The organism is Chitinophaga sp. RCC_12 (genome assembly GCF_041360695.1).
Classification (GTDB): Bacteria; Bacteroidota; Bacteroidia; order Chitinophagales; family Chitinophagaceae; genus Chitinophaga.
Genome location: NZ_JBFUPS010000006.1, coordinates 351,947 through 369,191, shown reverse-complemented (window position 1 = coordinate 369,191; position 17,245 = coordinate 351,947). Strand labels below are relative to the sequence as shown.

Below are 17,245 nucleotides of genomic sequence, written 5' to 3'. Positions count from 1 at the left end.
TGAGAGAAAGCGGCTATCGGGCTGATTCGTTAGGTTATTGAATATTGCTTAATATTGATAAACTAAAATACGGCACATGTATCAGACGTTAAGCACACAACTGGAAAACAATATCCTCACGATTACGATCAACCGCCCGGAAAAGCTGAATGCCCTCAACCAGCAGGTGCTGGCCGACCTGGCATTGGCGGTAGATGAAATATACAGCAACCGGGAAATCAAGGGCGCCATTATTACCGGTGCAGGTGAAAAAGCATTTGTAGCAGGTGCAGATATCAGCGAGTTCCTTACTTTATCAGATAAACAGGGAGAAGAACTGGCCAAGAAAGGCCACGTAATTTTTCAGCGTATAGAAAGCAGCCCTAAGCCCATCATTGCCGCCGTAAACGGCTTTGCACTGGGTGGGGGCTGCGAACTGGCGATGGCCTGCCATTTCCGGATTGCCAGCGACAACGCAAAGTTTGGCCAGCCGGAAGTAAACCTCGGGCTCATTCCGGGTTATGGCGGCACCCAGCGTCTTACGCAGCTCATAGGAAAGGGAAAAGCCCTGGAACTGATGCTCACGGGGGACATGATCAACGCCACAGAAGCACAGGCCTGGGGATTGGTGAACCATGTTTTAAAGCTCGAAGAATTGCTGCCCAAAGCGAAATCCATCTTACAAAAAATACAAACAAAAGCGCCGCTGGCAGTAGCGCGCGTGATTAAATGCGCTAATGCCGCACTGGATAAGGACATGGACGGCTTTGAGCTGGAACTGAAGGAATTCGGGGCCTGCTTCGCTACAAAAGATCTGCAGGAAGGCGCTGCCGCCTTTATTCAGAAAAGACAGGCGAATTTTACCGGGGAATAGCTTGCAGCCCAACCCGTAAAGCCGTACTTTTGTAGCCTTAAAAGTTTAAGTCATGGAATTCAGAATAGAGAAAGACACAATGGGCGAGGTTAAAGTGCCTGTAAATGCCTATTATGGCGCTCAAACACAGCGCTCCATTGAAAATTTCAAGATCGCACAGGATATCAACAAAATGCCGAAGGAAATTATCAAGGCATTCGCTTACCTGAAGAAAGCGGCAGCTATCACTAACCTCGAAGCAGGCGTACTGCCCAAGGAAAAAAGTGATCTGATTGGCCAGGTTTGCGATGAAATCCTGGAAGGTAAACTGGACGATCAGTTTCCGCTGGTAGTATGGCAAACAGGCTCCGGTACCCAGTCTAACATGAACGTAAACGAAGTGGTGGCTTACCGCGCTCACGTAATTCATGGCGGTCAGCTTACTGATAAAGACAAATTTGTTCACCCCAACGATGATGTGAACAAATCACAGTCCTCCAACGACACCTTCCCTACTGCTATGCACATCGCTGCTTACAAAATGCTGCAGGAAGTTACCATTCCCGGCATCACAAAGCTCCGCGACACGCTGGCAAAAAAGGCAGAAGCGTTTAAAAACGTAGTGAAAATTGGCCGCACCCATTTTATGGATGCTACCCCGCTTACACTCGGACAGGAAATCAGCGGCTATGTAGCCCAGCTGAATCATGGCCTGAAAGCTATCAACAATTCACTGGCTCACCTGAGCGAACTGGCATTGGGTGGCACTGCAGTAGGCACCGGCATCAATACGCCAAAAGGCTATTCTGAAAATGTGGCAAAGAATATCGCCCTGTTAACCGGTTTACCTTTTATTACAGCAGAAAATAAATTTGAAGCCCTCGCTGCACACGATGCCATCGTAGAAGCACATGGTGCGCTGAAAACAGTGGCAGTAAGTTTAATGAAGATAGCCAACGACATACGCATGCTGAGCTCCGGCCCACGCGCGGGTATCGGCGAAATTCATATTCCCGACAATGAACCGGGATCGTCTATCATGCCGGGCAAAGTGAATCCAACCCAGTGCGAAGCCCTCACCATGATTGCGGCACAGGTAATGGGTAACGATGTTACTATCAGTATCGGCGGTTCCAACGGACACTTTGAACTGAACGTATTTAAGCCGGTAATGATCTTCAACTTCCTGCACTCTGCACGCCTCATCGGCGACGGTTGCGTAAGCTTCAACGATAAATGCGCAGAAGGCATCGAACCTATTGAAGCCAATATCAAAAAACATGTGGAAAATTCCCTGATGCTGGTAACGGCACTGAACACCAAAATTGGCTACTACAAAGCAGCCGAAATTGCGCAGAAAGCCCACAAGGAAGGAACTACCCTCAAAGAAATGGCCGTGAAACTGGGTTATGTAACCCCGGCCGAATTTGATGAATGGGTAGTACCAGCAAACATGGTAGGAGAAATCAAGTAATAACAGATCATATTTATGGAAGAAAAGAGTCCCGCCAATAACGGGACTCTTTTTTTATTACCTTCAATGCAAACAAGCACCACGATCATGGATATAGTCTTTTTCAGCGCGCAGCCATACGATGTTCATTACTTCAATCAAAGTAACCACCAGGAGGAGCATCGTTTCCGTTTCCTGGAAGTGCAGTTAAATGAAGATAATGCCGCCCTGATAAAAGATGAACCGGTGATCTGCGTATTTGTGAATGATAAGGTGAATGCGGCTGTGATCAGTATGCTTCAGCAAAAAGGCGTACGTCTTATTGCATTGCGTTGTGCCGGTTTTAATAATGTAGATCTCAAGGCAGCAGCAGCAGCAGGTATAAAGGTAGTGCGCGTGCCGGCCTACTCGCCTCATGCGGTGGCGGAGCATGCGGTGGCCTTACTCCTGGGGCTGAACCGGAAAATATATAAATCGTATAACCGTGTGCGTGACGGCAACTTTACACTGAACGGACTGGAAGGTTTTGATCTCTTTGGTAAAACAATCGGCGTGGTAGGGACAGGCAATATCGGTTCCGTGTTTTGCAGGATCATGCTGGGCTTCGGTTGTAAGGTGTATGCGCATGATATTTACGAGAATGAAGAGCTGCTGGAATCAGGTGTAAAGTATGTATCGCTGGATACTATTTTTGCACAGTCGGATGTGATATCGCTGCATTGCCCGCTGATGGAGCGTACGCGGCACATGATCAATGCGAATGCTATTGCATCCATGAAGATGGGCGTGGTGCTGATCAATACCAGCCGCGGCGGATTAATAGATACGGCTTCGGTGGTGGCAGCGCTTAAAGATGGCCATATCGGCGCACTTGGAATAGATGTATATGAGCAGGAAGAACACCTGTTTTTTCAGAACTTCTCCGGAAGTATTATCCAGGACGATGTATTATCAAGGTTAACTACCTTCCCCAATGTGCTGGTAACTGCCCACCAGGGCTTTTTTACAAAAGAAGCGCTTACGCAGATAGCAGAGGTAACGCTGAACAATATACGTAGTTTTGAAAAAGAGGGCGTGTTGTTAAACGAGGTGAAGTAGCGTAGCGATAATAGTACGCAGGCTCAGAATAATAATGAGGATGCCTACCATAATCATCAGTGGTTTCCGTTTTATTTTCCGCACCAGGATGGCAGCAAAAGGAGAAGCAATCACACCACCGATTACCAGGCCTACAATCACCTGCCAGCTGGAGATGCCGGTGAAGATCAGGAAGGTGGCAGCGCTGGAAAGGGAGATAAAGAACTCTGCTGCATTTACGGAACCGATGGTATAATGTACGGTACGGCCTTTACTCAGCAAGGTGGAAGTAACAATGGGACCCCAGCCTCCGCCACCGATGGCGTCCATAAATCCTCCTATAAATGCCAATGGTCCGAGTCTTTTTGTTTTGGTTTTTCTTTTATTTTTCTGGATGCCTTTCCGGATCACTATAATACCGAGTACCAGCAGGTATGCGCTGATGAAGGGCTTTATCACATCTCCGTCAATCTTGTCGGATAACAGGTAAGCGCCGGAGATGGCGCCGATCATTCCCGGGATCAACAGGCATAAAAACAGTTTCTTATTTACGTTGCCCAGTTTAAAATGTGCAAACCCTGAAGCGCCGGTGGTAAATACTTCTGCCACATGCACGCTGGCGCTGCTTACTGAAGGCGATACGCCCAGTCCCAGTAATAAAGAAGAAGAGGTAGCGCCGTATGCCATACCCAATGCGCCGTCTACCAGTTGCGCGCATAATCCCACCACAATATAAAACAGCAGCTCTGTTGTAAAGAGGGAGTGAAAGAACCGGCGTACATTTCCCTGTACGGCATCCGGTACTTCGTAATAATAAAGGGCAATCAACGCGGTGACTATCAACAACGATACAACCCCTATCTGCCACCATTTGAAGGAGGACTGCGGCTTTTCGGTAACGGTGCCTGCAACGGCTGTTGTACGTGTAGTCATACCAGTTATTTTAAGTAGTTTTTTAAAAAACAGGAATGCAGCGATATCGCTGCACCCCTGTATCTCAGCAACTATTATTTATTATTTCCGCTGGAACACATTGTCGTATGTTAACGCCAGGTAGTATAATCCGCCAATAGTGGGACCTCCCACATACTGGAAGTACTTGGAGTTCAGAATATTGGAAGCGCCCAGTTTAAAGGATGTTTTGATTTTTGGTACACGGTAGGTGATCTGCGCATCTACGGTGTTGTAGGAAGGCACGTCGCCGTTACCAAAGAGGTTCTGCCAGTAGAAAGTATTCTGCCAGTGCCATACTACGTTGAAGCCAACGTTTTTGTACACATTGCGGTTACCTAAGCTTACGTTGGTAAACCAGTCTGGTGTGTTAAAGCCGGGAATCAACGCATCATCTTTGGTTTTGTCCTGCGCCAGTTTGTTGTAGTTGGCGTTACCGCTGATGGTGTAATTTTTATACAGATCGTAAGTAACTGCTACAGCGAAACCGTAGTTGTTTACGGTGGATTTACTGTTGGTCCATACGCGGTAGCGATCCTGTAAAGACTTATCCAGCATCTGGTTCAGCACTGTTTGATCGGGATTGTTAACATTGCCTGTTTTAGGCACTACTGCTTCAATCTGGCCGATGAAATGTTTATAAGAGCTGTAGTATCCATCTATGTCTACAAAGAGTTTATTATCGAGCAATACCGCTTTATAGCCGGCTTCAAAAGAGGTGATCTGTTCCGGAACGATAGGATCCAGGTTGGCCACTTTCAATACGCCTGCATTTTTTGCGGCGGCGGCATCTTTGGAGATGTGTTCCGCGTTGATGGTTTTATTTACCGCTACACCAAACGCATCTACGGAGCTGGTGAGGAAGGAGTTTTTGAAGTAACCAAGTCCTTCTTCAATGAATGCGAGTCCGCCTACACGTCTTACCTGGCCGTTGTTTACGAAGGAGTAAGCTTCAAACAGTGAAGGGAAGCGGAATCCGTTTTGCCAGGAAAGGCGGAAGTTATGTTTGTCTTTGATGCTGTAAACTGCCGCGATGCGTGGGTTTACTTTACCTTCGAATTGTTCGTTTTTATCGTAGCGCAGGGAGCCGGTGAGCTTTAATGCGTCGTTGAAGAATGTTTTGCTGATTTGTGCGAAGCCGCCGTATTTACCGTACCAGATGTGTTTACCGCCTGGTTGGTTGCGTTTATCGGCGGGGCGGGAGAAATCCACGAAGTTGTTACCGTCCGGGATGATTTCATAGGTGCGGTAATCGGCGCCTACCAGTACATCGGCGAAATGGATGTATTTACGCAGGTTCCAGGTACCTTCTGTGTGGTAGAACCGGCTCTTTTGCAGGAGAGCGGCGCCGCCACTGGTATTTTCGGGGTTCTTGGAAGTAGGGTAAATATCCCAGTCGTTGATACTTTTTATTTTAGCCACCTGTGCATCAAAAGCGGGTGTGCCGGGCGTCCATCTGCCGGCGTCTGCAAAGGAGCGGGCAGCAGCGTGAGCGGCTACCAGGTCGGAGCCCGCCGTGAGCGCGTTGTTCAGGCCGGAAGTATAATCGGCCAGCCATTTTTTATCTGGTTTGAACGATTTTTCGAGGTTGTCGGCCAGCGGATTCATGTTATAGGAATCGCCGGTATTTTCAATGGAGATGTACGACCTCACGGTGAAGTCGGGGTGTACGAGTTCCAGTTTGCCGTTTTGTACAGTTACGCCTCTGAGGCCGATACGGTTACCACGTTGGAAGAAGCCGTCCATTTCCCCGTAGCGGTAAGACGCGGACAGTTCCAGTTTGTGGGGTAAGCGGAAGTTAAAAGACACGTCGGCTTTTTTATTCTTAACGGTAAAGTCGCCCACGATATCTTTTTCCCAGTAGCCGGTGCGGTGTACATTGTAGGCGCGTCCGTCTTTATCAATGACCTGGAGGTTGGAGTTATCGCCATATTTATTCCAGGCATCGTTGGCGATGTTGTTAGCGCCGCTGAGTTGTGGAAAGTCGGGGTTGGCTTTGGATTGCGGGGAAAAGTCGCTGTGGTTATCAGCGTACCAGTCGGTACCCTGCATGTAGCTCAGGTTAATTTTCCAGGCAAACCAGGAAGAGTATTGCTGTGCATAGCGTACAGCCGTTTCCGTGAGTAATTTTGCGCCACCGTCGTCGCCAACGTGGTTCACGGCTACTTTCTGGTATACGCTTACGCCCTGGTATTGGAAGGGGTTTTTAGTGATGAGGTTGGACATTCCGTTGATGGCGTTCATGCCATACAGGGCGGAAGATGCGCCGGGGGTGACTTCCACGCTGGAAATATCAAGCTCCGTAGGTCCGATGGCGTTACCCAGTGGTACGCCGAGGGTAGCTGCCTGGTTATCCACACCATCTACCAGCTGCATAAAGCGGAAGTTGTTGGGAACGTTGAAGCCGCGGGTGTTGAATACTTTGAAGGTAAGGCCTGCGGTGGTCATTTGCACGCCTTTCAGGTTACCGAGGGCGTCGTAGAACGTGGAAGAAGGGGTTTCTTTCAGCGCCCTGATGTCCAGTTTTTCGATGGCAACCGGTGAGCGGAGCAGTTTTTCCTGCTGACGGGAAGCGGACACCACTACTTCATTTACCAATAGTGATTGTGTATATAACTGGATGGCCAGTTTGCTGCTGCTGCTTTTTACTTCAAACTCCTGGGGTTGATAGCCTATGAGCCTGATGACCAGCTTTAGCGGAAATTTAGAATTGGTGGTTACTTCAAAGCGGCCGGTGGTATCTGTTTGAGCGCCGAAGGAAGTGCCTTTGATTTGTACGGAGGCGCCGGGAAGGGCTGCCCCATGATCGTCTGTAATTTTGCCCTGGATGACATAAGAGCCGTTAAGTTGAGCATGTACCAGTGCCGGACTGAATGCCAATATTAAGAACAGGTATTTTGCCAGCATTAAAAACTTTTGCATGTGCTGTAAACATTATTGATTCTGGAATGAGAAAATGATAAGGGGACCTTTTTACGATGCCGTGCCGCAACATCGTACTGAAAATGAATGATTTGTAAAATTTATTATCATATAGTCTATAGAATTAGTAGACAAATATAGTCCGGGTATTTTTCATTTCAAAGCAAATGGGGGGATTATTTGGAAAAAGGTGTGTCCGGAACTGCGATGGGAGTGCAATTGGGGTTCTAATTCCTTCAAGGTGAATGGATTGTCTTTAGCGGATGTTGTCTTTCTCAGGATTACGCTGATTATGCTGATTTAGGCGATTTGATCATTTGGGATTTTAAAGGATTTGGGGAGATGTAAGCGGATTTTATTTTTCCTTTTTTGGAAAAATGAGGTATTTAAAGATGGGTTGAATAGGAAGGAGGTAGGTAGTGGATGCTTTACACATGCTTTACACATGCTTTTGATATGCTTTACACATGCCTTTGACGTAGACTTGATGTGGAGGTGACGTGGACTTGATCCGTAATGTATTGTGCATCAATGCGCTATAGTAGGTCTAAAGATATTCCTTAGACGGACGCTGTAATATAAATTAACTGAATATCAACGCTTTATGTGCATTGTGAAGATAAACATGATCAACTGAAATTCCAAAAAAAATCAGGGAAAGACAACATCCGCTTACATCTCCCCGAATCCTTTAAAATCACAAATGATCAAATCCCTAAATCAGTATAATCAGCGTAATCCTGAGAAAGACAAAATACGCTAAAGACAACATATGCTAATTAAGCTACGGGATCTTTTGCCACGGCGTCGGGGTGTTCAACGGCTTTAGGCTGCATATGTTTTCCGAAGAAGCGTTTCTGGAACAGCAGGATCGTGATTACGCCGGTAGAAATAGCTGCATCGGCTACGTTGAATACGGGGCGGAAAAACACGAAGTAGTCGCCGCCTTTAAACGGAACCCATTTAGGCAGGTAGCCTTCGTAGATAGGGAAGTATAACATATCCACCACGCGGCCGTGCAGGAAGCTGCCATAACCGCCGCCGGCAGGCATAAACTTCGCCACTTCATACCCTACGCTATCGTTAAAAATAAGGCCGTAGAACATACTGTCTATCAGGTTGCCGGCTGCTCCTGCCAGGATCAGGGATCCACAGATCAGCAGGCCGGTGCTGTATTTTTCTTTGATGAGCTTTTTCATGTACACAAAGCCCACCACTACAGCTACCAGGCGGAACATGGTAAGAAGGATCTTCCCGAAGTCGCCTCCGAATTTAAGACCATAGGCCATTCCTTCATTTTCAATAAAATGGATCCGGAACCAATTGGGGAAAATCACAAACTCCTGTTGCATAAACATATGCGTCTTGATCCAGAATTTCAGTGTCTGGTCAATAACCAGGATCAGGATAACGATAAATACTACGTGACGATATTTCAACTGATATTAGAATTTTATCAAAAATAATAGTTTATTTCAAAGTCGAAGCCTGCAATATCATTATTCCTGGAAATATACCCTTTTTACGCGCTGTGAAATTCCTGTTAATATTTCATAGGGAATGGTTTCAGCCCAGGCGGAGAGGTCCTGTACGGACAAATCCTGGCCAAAAACAATCACCTCGTCTCCCTCCACTACGTCGGGGATATGTGTTACATCGAGCATAAGCATATCCATCGCCACTACACCGGCTACAGGCGCCAGTTTGCCACGAACCAGCATTTTACCAACGCCCATGCCTAGTCTGCGCGGGTAGCCATCTGCATAGCCAATACGCACGGTAGCAGTCACTGCCGGGCCTTTGGCTTCCCATTTGGCGCCATAACCCACGGTATCGCCGGCTTCCAGGCGTTTCAGTTGTGCTACGGTGGTTTTCAGGGTGCTTACATTGCGAAGCTGGTCCTGGATGCCGTTGCTGCTGTCGATGCCGTACATGCCGATACCCAGGCGCACCATATCCAGTTGCAGGTCGGGATGGCGACTGATGGCGGCGCTGTTGGCAATATGGCGGATGACAGTATAGCCCAGTGCTTTTTGCAGCTCATGGCTCATATCATAAAACAGGCGGCCTTGCTGCTGTGTGAAAGCATCCTTTGCAGGATCTTCACTGGCAGCCAGGTGGCTGAAAATGGATTGTACTTTCATCAGCGGGGTGGCAGTGAGTATTTGCGCCAGTTCGGCAATTTCGCTTTTCACGAAGCCCAGGCGGTGCATACCGGTATCAAGCTTGATGTGAACAGGGAACTCCGTTTTGCCTGCTGTGGTGATTTCTTCCATAAACTGCAGGAGGATCTGCATGGAATAAATTTCGGGTTCCAGGTTCCAGTGAAGGATGGCGTCGAAACTGGCAGGTTCCGGGTTCATCACCATGATAGGCATGGTAATGCCGGCCCTTCTTAGCTCCACTCCTTCGTCTGCGTAGGCTACCGCGAGGTAGTCGACTCCGTGAAACTGGAGGAGATTGGCTATTTCAAAGCTGCCGCTGCCATAGGAGAACGCTTTTACCATGGCCATTAATTTGGTGTTTGGTTTTAACAGCGACTGGTACAGCTTTACATTATGGGAAATAGCGGTGAGATTAATTTCCAGGATGGTTTGATGCGCCTTTTGTTCCAGCAGTTTGCCGATGCGTTCAAACTGGAAGATGCGGGAGCCTTTTACCAGGATGGTTTCGTTCTGGAAATCATCTGCGTTGAATTGTTGTATGTATTCATCGGTGGTGGTAAGGAACTGTGTTTTCAGGCCTTCTATCTGCTGGAAGCTTTTTTTCTCCCTGCCTATATTTTTACCGATAGCAATTAATTTATTGATGCCTTTCTTTTGGAGGAGGTCTGCTACTTCCTCATACAGGGTAGCGTCGCTTTTGCCACTTTGGAGGATATCGCTGAGGATAACCGTGCGGGTAGCGTGCTGCTGTTGTTGCTGGAGGAAGTCGAGCGCAATGGTTAAGGAGCCAAGGTCCAGGCTGTAGCTGTCGTTAATCACCGAGCAGTTATTGATGCCCTGTTTCAGTTCCAGACGCATGGCGATATTGCTGAGCTGATCCATCCGTTGCTGGATAACGGCTTGTTCCTTGCCGAGGTACAGCATGAGCGCCAGGCAGTGAATGGCGTTTTCGATGGAGCCTTCATCTACAAAAGGAATCTGGAAATGCAGGGGTTCCTGTTTGTAAAGGGCATCGATGCGGGTATGGTTATCGCGTTTATCCACACCGGTTACCCGGAGGTCGGCATCTGTTTTCCGTGACCACGAAAATAATTCCGGTCCGCCTTCCTGGTTTTCTTTTTTGCCTACCTGGTTGTGGAAGGCCAGCACACATTCATTGAGGGCGAGATAGTCTTTGCAGTAAATGAGGATATCACTTTTGGCAAACAGTACCAGCTTTTCATTTATTTTCTGGCGGATATTTAAGAATCCTTCACTGTGGGCTTCCCCGATATTGGTGAAGATGCCGATAGTGGGACGGATAATTTTTTCGAGGTTCACCATTTCGCCGGGTTGTGAAATGCCGGCTTCAAAGATGGCCAGCTGGTGTTCCGGTTTCATTTGCCATACAGAAAGCGGTACTCCTATCTGGGAGTTATAGCTTTTAGGACTGCGAACAATATTGTAATCTTTTTCCAGCAGCTGGTACAGCCATTCCTTTACAATGGTTTTGCCATTGCTGCCGGTGATGCCAATAACAGGTATATGGAACTGGTGCCGGTGAAAGGCCACCAGTGCGTGCAGCGCCTGCAGGGTGTCTTTTACGAGAATGAAGTTGGCTTTAGGATACTTCTCCAGCGGCACTTGTTCACTCACCACAAAATTGCTCACCCCTTTGCGGTACAATTCTTCAATGTATTGATGCGCGTTGCGCCGCGGGCTAACCAATGGAATAAACAGAGATGTTTCGGGGAAGCTGAGCTTCCTGCTGTCCAATAAAAGATGGTCAATTTCAGAAAATCCGGTCTCTTGCAACAATTCCCCTTTCAAAGTTTTGTTGATGCTGGCTGCGTTATACACGTTTATCAGGTTTGAATAATCACTTAGCTGCTGCAAAATTAATGTCTGCGCTGCTTTTTACTTCACTTCTCCTTCCGGTAATTCTTTTTTCTGATGATAGAGAGAATAGAGGATGGAACCTCCCAGGCATAGCACTATCACTATCAATGATACGTATACCGGTATATGAATATTGTGCTTGTGCAAAAAATACTCTGCCAGCATTTTCAGTCCTATGAAAACCAGGACGATGGCAATACCCTGGGGCAGATAATCAAATTTATCTACCGCTCCCCTCAGTAAAAAGAACAGGGACCTGAGTCCCAAAACCGCAAATATATTAGAGGTATATACTACCATCGGATCCCGCGATATGGCAAATACAGCCGGTATAGAATCTACCGCAAATAAGATATCTGTTACTGCCAGCATCACCACAACCAGTGATAATGTAGTGAGATATGCCTTATTATGTTTACGGATCACAAATTTGCCTTTCGGCTCTTCTGTAGTTACCCGCATGTATTTATTCATAAAACGGTAAATCGCATTTTCTTCCGGTTTAAATTCGTCATCCTCTTTTGTGACAAACATTTTAATGCCGGTATAAATGAGAAAAGCACCGAAGATGTATAATATCCATTCAAATCTTTCTATGAGCTCAATTCCCAGCCAGATAAATAAAGCCCTGAAAATAATGGCCATTAGTATACCTATCAGTAATACCCTGGAATAGTACTCTTCTTTTATCTTAAAAAAACTAAAGATGAGTACAAATACAAAGATATTATCTATCGATAGGGATTTCTCCATCAGGTATGCGCTCAAAAAGCTGATGGCCGGTTCTGCGCCGTCCTCCAGCCACATGAACCCAAAAAAGAGCATAGATAAAACTACCCAGAAAATGCTTTGCCACAGGGCAGTCTTCAAGCTTGTTTTCGTATTTTTCTTACTAAAAAAACCAAGGTCAAATACTACTGCCAGGATGATCACAATAAAAAATACCAGATATGTTACTTCTGTTTTTCCCACGTGATTTGCATTTTATGAGCAGCAAAGATAGGAAAACGGCAGCTAGGTTTCCGGTTTAAGGTTGCCATTTCCAGGAAGCGGCCACAGTTGTATGCCCTGAAAGCCAGTGTCTTACAGCACTTCAGCCTATTCAGCAAATTTACGTTGCCGCATAAACTGGAATACCATGGCAAATAGCAAAACCAGCCCAACGGGTACGAGGAAACAGATGACCTGCCATTTGGTTTTTTCCTGCCGAATTTTTTCTCCATCCAGCAAACGCAGTGTCAGCTCCTTGTTCCGGGCTTCCATGATACCGCTGTTGCCGCTGAGATACTCCAGGCAGTTGAGAAAAAACTCTTTATTGGCAAAGGCAAAGCCCGGGTTGAATTCGTTGATGCCCATTTGCAGCGGGCCTTCCTTGCGGGATACGGCGTTGGAAATTACATCGCCATCGCTTACCACAATCATTTTGTTGATAGTATCGGATGATTCCCTGAAAGGTTGACCTGATGCGTGAAACAGCTGGTTTACCGCATCAGGATTTTCCCGGTTGCGGAACAGGGAGGTGAATTTCCCTTCCAGCAAAACGGCTGTGGGCAGGTATTTCTGGCGGTATTCCCGCGGATTGGGCTGTGTTTTTACAATGTCCCAGCTTACCTGTGCCGGCAGCCGGGTAGTGCGGCTGTTCCTGGAAGTGGTGAGCAGTATGGTTTTGCGGATGGCGTCGTTTTTTATAGTGTCGATAGAACTTACGAAGCGGCTCAGCACCATATCCAGATTTTTTACGATAGGATGCGCTTTGGTAGGCATCAGCATGGGGAAATAAGGGAACGGCATCGGCTGTATCTGCGGCCGGTTGCCCACATTGCCTACTACCAGCGGCACTACATCGCTTTGCAGGTCCAGTACCAGATCCTGGTTAATGCGCACGCCGTAGCGGAACAGGAGGTCTTCCAGGTTCAGCCCGCGATCCATGGCAAAAAATTCCGGGTGCTCGTGTAAACTGTCCATGGTGGCGCTGGATTCATCGAGGAACCACAGTACTTTGCCACCATTCATTACATACTGATCTATTTTGAATTTATCTGCATCAGAGAAAGCGCCTGCCGGCTTTGCAAAGAGGATTACATTAAAATCGCGGGGTATGTAGGAAGCGGCCTGCAGGGTGAGGGTATCCAGGCCGTAGCTGGTTTGAAGGGTACTCAGGGCGTCGTATACTTCGGCGCCGAGCGATTCTCCATGACCCAGCATATACCCGATGAGTGGTTTTTCCTTTTCCTGCAATTTATGGATGGCATAGGCAAACTGGTATTCCAGCAACGCTTCCGAGCTGTTCATGGTTTGCATGGGATCCTGCCCGCCCTGGTTTTTCAGGAGATTCACCCCTATCGTTTTGCCTTTGTAATGCACCAGTGCGCCGGGGAAGATCAGTTTTTCAGCGAAGCCGTCGTTGGCCTCCTGCTGCACTTTCATATTAAACGGCATGATGCCCTGTGCGGTGAGTTCACCGAGGAATTTCATGCGTGCGGAGTCTGAAAGGCCTTGTCCGGGATTGATAAATGTAAACCGGAGGTTTTGTTTACCGTATTCGCGGAATTCTTCCAGCAGTTCGGAAGTAGATTGTGCCAGCTGACGGAAGCTGGCGGGGTAATCGCCTTTGAGGAATACCTCAATTTCCACCGGGCTGTCCAGTTTGCGGAGCATTTGCCGGGTGCTGGTGGTGAGCGTGTATCTTTTTTCTGCTGTCAGGTCCCATCTGCCATGAAAATAAGCTGCTGCTATATTAATGCCCGTGAGTACCAGTATAACTGCTATTGCACGTTGTATGTATTTCTTTCGTGTAGCCATGTTGTTTAGTAAGGACGGTCATTAACCGTTTTGCCAGAGTTTTCTTTGCAGGGATAATTTAGTGAGATAGAGCATCAGGCCTATGATGCTGATAAAATAAACGATATCGCGGCTATCTATTACGCCACGGCTGATGGAGGCGTAATGGAATTTAATCCCTGCCATTTGCAGGTAGTAGTCGGCCCCGCCGCTGAACGCCGGTATTTTACTAACGGCATCGAAGCCGTTATAAAGTATAAAGCAGGTAAACAGTGCAATGAGAAAGGCGATCATGGCATTGTTGGTTAAGGAAGAAGACCAGATGCCAGTAGCGGTGAACGTTGCACCCAGCAGTAAAAGCCCGATATAAGAGCCAATGATACCGCCGGTATCAAGCAGCTGGTTATCTACACTCAATTGCTTTATAGCAAAATAATAAACGATCGTAGGAATCAGGGAGATGGCTACAATGAGCAGGCTGCCCCAGAATTTACCCATTACAATCTGCCAGCCGGTGAGTGGTTTGGTGCTCAGCAATTCCATGGTACCGGTTTTAAATTCATCTGCAAAGCAGCGCATGGTAATGGCTGGTATGAGCAGCAGGTAAATGAGCGGCGCCAGGTTGAACAGCGGATCCAGGTTAGCATACCCGGTGTCCAGTAAGCTGGTATCCGGGAAAACGAACAACATTAATCCATTCGCCAGTAAAAACAGTATGATGGCTACATAGCCGGTAACACTGCTGAAAAACTGGTTAATCTCTTTCTTAAAGATGGCTAGCATGAACAGTTTGTAAGGATTAGGATATTAGTAAAGATACAAATATAGGGTAAACGCTATTACCTTTCCGGCTATTGTATGGAGGTTTTTAAGGGGCTTTATCCGGGGAGTATACCGGGAGTATGTACGGAGTATCTACGGCGTTGACCCGGGTGAAAGGTGGACTTAAAGGTCCACGCCATCTTTATACATTTCCCATATGGGGCTGATGGTTCTTAGTTGGGAAACGGCGTCTGTAATGGTTTGGATGGTAAAATCTATTTGTTCATTGGTGGTAAATCTTCCCAGTCCAAAGCGGAGGGAGGCGTGTGCGAGGTCGTCGCTGAGGCCCATCGCTTTCAGTACGTAACTGGGTTCCATGGAAGCGGAGGTACAGGCTGATCCGGAGGAAAGCGCGATCTTTTTATTGAAGCCCATCATGAGGGTTTCGCTTTCCACGTATTTAAACGACAGGTTGCAGGTATGTGGCAGGCGCTGGCCGGGGGCGCCATTTAAATATGTTTGCTCTATTTCCAGCAAAGCCTTTTCCAGCCTGTTTCTCATGGGAAGGATGCGTTGTGTGTCGGCGGCCATTTCTTCCATACATAGTTCGCAGGCTTTTCCCAGTCCTACGATGCCGGGCACATTCAGCGTGCCGGAGCGCATACCTCTTTCGTGGCCGCCACCGTCGATCTGCGCGGTGAGCTTTACGCGGGGGGAACGTCTGCGCACATATAAGGCGCCTGTTCCTTTAGGCCCGTACATTTTATGGGCGCTGAGGGTCAGCAGGTCTATACCATCGTCGTTTACGTCTACCGGAATTTTCCCTGCTGCCTGGGTGGCATCTGTCATAAATAATACGCCATGCTTCCGGGCAATATCGCTGATGGCACGTATGGGATTGATGACACCGGTTTCATTATTGGCATACATCAGGCTGATCAGGATAGTTTGGGGTGTAATGGCCGCTTCCAGTTCGTTGAGGTCAATAAGTCCTTCGTGGTTTACCGGAAGCCAGGTTACCTGTGCGCCCTGTTTTTCGAGGTGTTTGCAGGTGTCAATGACGGCTTTATGTTCGGTGACGGCAGTAATAATATGATTGCCTTTGCCGGCGTATGTTTCATACACTCCTTTGATGGCAAGGTTAACGGCTTCTGTGGCGCCGGAAGTAAAGACAATTTCTTTGGGTGTTGCACCAATCAGTTTGGCTACCTGTTCGCGGGCATTGTCTACCGCTTCCTCAGCAGCCCATCCCAGGAGGTGGCTGCGGCTCGCTGCGTTGCCGAATATTTCGGTGAAATAAGGTAACATGGCCGCTACTACCCTGGGATCGCAGGGTGTGGTGGCGTTGTTATCGAGGTAAACGGGCAGCTGCAGCATCATGTCTTTCTATTTATATTAAAATCCGGGCCTAACAAATTTACAACATAAGTTCTATTTTTACCGGGTTAAGCATATTCCGGAAAGCGGTACGGATACCGGATTCGTACCGCTATTAATATTTATAAACATGCTCAGGGTAGAACATATAGGCATTGCCGTTAATAAATTATCTGTGTCCATTCCGCTTTTTGAAAAGCTGCTGAACACGCCATGTTACAAGCAGGAGGAGGTGGACAGTGAGCAGGTGCAGACCGCCTTTTTCCGGCAGGGCGAAACCAAAATAGAATTGCTGGAGGCCACAGGGCCGGACAGCGCTATTGCAAAGTTCCTGGATAAGAAAGGAGAAGGCATGCATCACATCGCCTTTGAGGTACCGGATATTTATGCGGAAATGAAACGCTTACAGGAAGAAGGGTTTGTTTTATTACAGGAAACGCCAAAAAAGGGGGCTGATAATAAGCTGATCTGTTTCCTGCATCCTAAGCACAGTAACGGGGTTTTGATAGAAATCTGCCAGGATATCAAGTAAGCATTTACTTATATATTTAAAATTTAAATAATAATATTTTTTTTAATTTTTTTTCCATTTTAGCAATCCAAAGGAATTTATCCTCCGTAAGTAATAGAGAGATACCCCGGAAAGAAGGGCCCAAAATGTTAAGACCAAAATTTTTTCACGAATTTTTGAACAAATACATTTTCCATTACGTTATCTCTTATATACAAAATAGAAAAAACATCAATACTCAAAATATTACAAGACTTAGGCTTTATAGATTCTAACAGTTTAAGTTTTAAAGATTACTCTAAAGTTGGCATAGGTTATGAACACCTGCGGGTTTTTTAGCTTGCAGGTCTTTTTTTTAAGCCACTTCTCACAAATAGAGGGATCAATTTCAAAAAATATTAACGCACTATTACTCCGATAAATTGTATCCCGGCGGATTTTGTCTTTCTCACTGATTACGCTGATTATACTGATTAGTTTGATTTTTATTTTGGATTTTCTTTGATTTTTAGAATAATAACTAAGGGAGATAAGAG

Annotated in this window: 12 protein-coding genes; 4 read left to right on the top strand and 8 right to left on the bottom strand. The window is 46.9% G+C overall.

Translation table 11 applies throughout. From position 1 onward, the window contains the following. The first annotated feature begins 76 nt into the window (after window positions 1-76). The 3 genes from AB6805_RS19860 (at window position 77) to AB6805_RS19850 (ending at window position 3,383) form a co-directional block, all read left to right on the top strand. Window positions 77-853 (top strand): enoyl-CoA hydratase/isomerase family protein, encoded by a 777-nt coding sequence (locus AB6805_RS19860; protein ID WP_370911186.1) that lies wholly within the window; start codon window positions 77-79, stop codon window positions 851-853. Window positions 854-905: 52 nt separating this feature from the next. Further along, complete coding sequence (gene fumC, locus AB6805_RS19855; protein WP_370911185.1) at window positions 906-2,306, top strand: class II fumarate hydratase; 1,401 nt, start codon at window positions 906-908, stop codon at window positions 2,304-2,306. Window positions 2,307-2,372: 66 nt separating this feature from the next. Next, on the top strand, window positions 2,373-3,383 hold the full coding sequence (locus AB6805_RS19850; protein ID WP_370911184.1) for a 2-hydroxyacid dehydrogenase: 1,011 nt from the start codon (window positions 2,373-2,375) through the stop codon (window positions 3,381-3,383). On the opposite strand, the gene AB6805_RS19845 is transcribed toward AB6805_RS19850, so the two are convergent. From AB6805_RS19845 to AB6805_RS19810, 8 genes are all read right to left on the bottom strand, one after another. After that, complete coding sequence (locus tag AB6805_RS19845) at window positions 3,366-4,295, bottom strand: sulfite exporter TauE/SafE family protein (protein ID WP_370911183.1); 930 nt, start codon at window positions 4,293-4,295, stop codon at window positions 3,366-3,368. The two genes, AB6805_RS19850 and AB6805_RS19845, sit on opposite strands and share 18 nt — an antisense overlap. A gap of 81 nt (window positions 4,296-4,376) precedes the next feature. After that, on the bottom strand, window positions 4,377-7,235 hold the full coding sequence (locus AB6805_RS19840; RefSeq protein ID WP_370911182.1) for a TonB-dependent receptor: 2,859 nt from the start codon (window positions 7,233-7,235) through the stop codon (window positions 4,377-4,379). A 779-nt stretch (window positions 7,236-8,014) separates the two neighbouring features. After that, entirely contained in the window at window positions 8,015-8,674 is a 660-nt protein-coding gene (locus AB6805_RS19835) for a lipoprotein signal peptidase (RefSeq protein ID WP_370911181.1), read from the bottom strand. 60 nt (window positions 8,675-8,734) lie between these two features. Beyond that, complete coding sequence (locus AB6805_RS19830) at window positions 8,735-11,239, bottom strand: bifunctional UDP-N-acetylmuramoyl-tripeptide:D-alanyl-D-alanine ligase/alanine racemase (RefSeq protein ID WP_370911180.1); 2,505 nt, start codon at window positions 11,237-11,239, stop codon at window positions 8,735-8,737. Between the two features lie 57 nt (window positions 11,240-11,296). After that, window positions 11,297-12,250: a TerC/Alx family metal homeostasis membrane protein gene (locus AB6805_RS19825; RefSeq protein ID WP_370911179.1), complete on the bottom strand. Its 954-nt coding sequence runs from the start codon at window positions 12,248-12,250 to the stop codon at window positions 11,297-11,299. Window positions 12,251-12,376: 126 nt separating this feature from the next. Then, entirely contained in the window at window positions 12,377-14,080 is a 1,704-nt protein-coding gene (gene gldG / locus AB6805_RS19820; RefSeq protein ID WP_370911178.1) for a gliding motility-associated ABC transporter substrate-binding protein GldG, read from the bottom strand. Between the two features lie 21 nt (window positions 14,081-14,101). Further along, on the bottom strand, window positions 14,102-14,842 hold the full coding sequence (gene gldF, locus AB6805_RS19815; protein ID WP_370911177.1) for a gliding motility-associated ABC transporter permease subunit GldF: 741 nt from the start codon (window positions 14,840-14,842) through the stop codon (window positions 14,102-14,104). A gap of 162 nt (window positions 14,843-15,004) precedes the next feature. Next, window positions 15,005-16,195, bottom strand: coding sequence for an IscS subfamily cysteine desulfurase (locus tag AB6805_RS19810; RefSeq protein WP_370911258.1), 1,191 nt, complete (start codon window positions 16,193-16,195; stop codon window positions 15,005-15,007). Window positions 16,196-16,328: 133 nt separating this feature from the next. On the opposite strand from AB6805_RS19810, the gene mce reads away from it, so the two are divergent. Continuing rightward, window positions 16,329-16,730: a methylmalonyl-CoA epimerase gene (gene mce / locus AB6805_RS19805; RefSeq protein WP_370911176.1), complete on the top strand. Its 402-nt coding sequence runs from the start codon at window positions 16,329-16,331 to the stop codon at window positions 16,728-16,730. The last annotated feature ends 515 nt before the right edge of the window (window positions 16,731-17,245 follow it).

Bases quoted from the DNA above. Each gene is read 5' to 3' on its own strand.
- AB6805_RS19860 (WP_370911186.1), top strand. From the start codon at position 77: ATGTATCAGACGTTAAGCACACAACTGGAAAACAATATCCTCACGATT.
- fumC (WP_370911185.1), top strand. From the start codon at position 906: ATGGAATTCAGAATAGAGAAAGACACAATGGGCGAGGTTAAAGTGCCT.
- AB6805_RS19850 (WP_370911184.1), top strand. From the start codon at position 2,373: ATGCAAACAAGCACCACGATCATGGATATAGTCTTTTTCAGCGCGCAG.
- AB6805_RS19845 (WP_370911183.1), bottom strand. From the start codon at position 4,295: ATGACTACACGTACAACAGCCGTTGCAGGCACCGTTACCGAAAAGCCG.
- AB6805_RS19840 (WP_370911182.1), bottom strand. From the start codon at position 7,235: ATGCAAAAGTTTTTAATGCTGGCAAAATACCTGTTCTTAATATTGGCA.
- gldG (WP_370911178.1), bottom strand. From the start codon at position 14,080: ATGGCTACACGAAAGAAATACATACAACGTGCAATAGCAGTTATACTG.
- gldF (WP_370911177.1), bottom strand. From the start codon at position 14,842: ATGCTAGCCATCTTTAAGAAAGAGATTAACCAGTTTTTCAGCAGTGTT.
- mce (WP_370911176.1), top strand. From the start codon at position 16,329: ATGCTCAGGGTAGAACATATAGGCATTGCCGTTAATAAATTATCTGTG.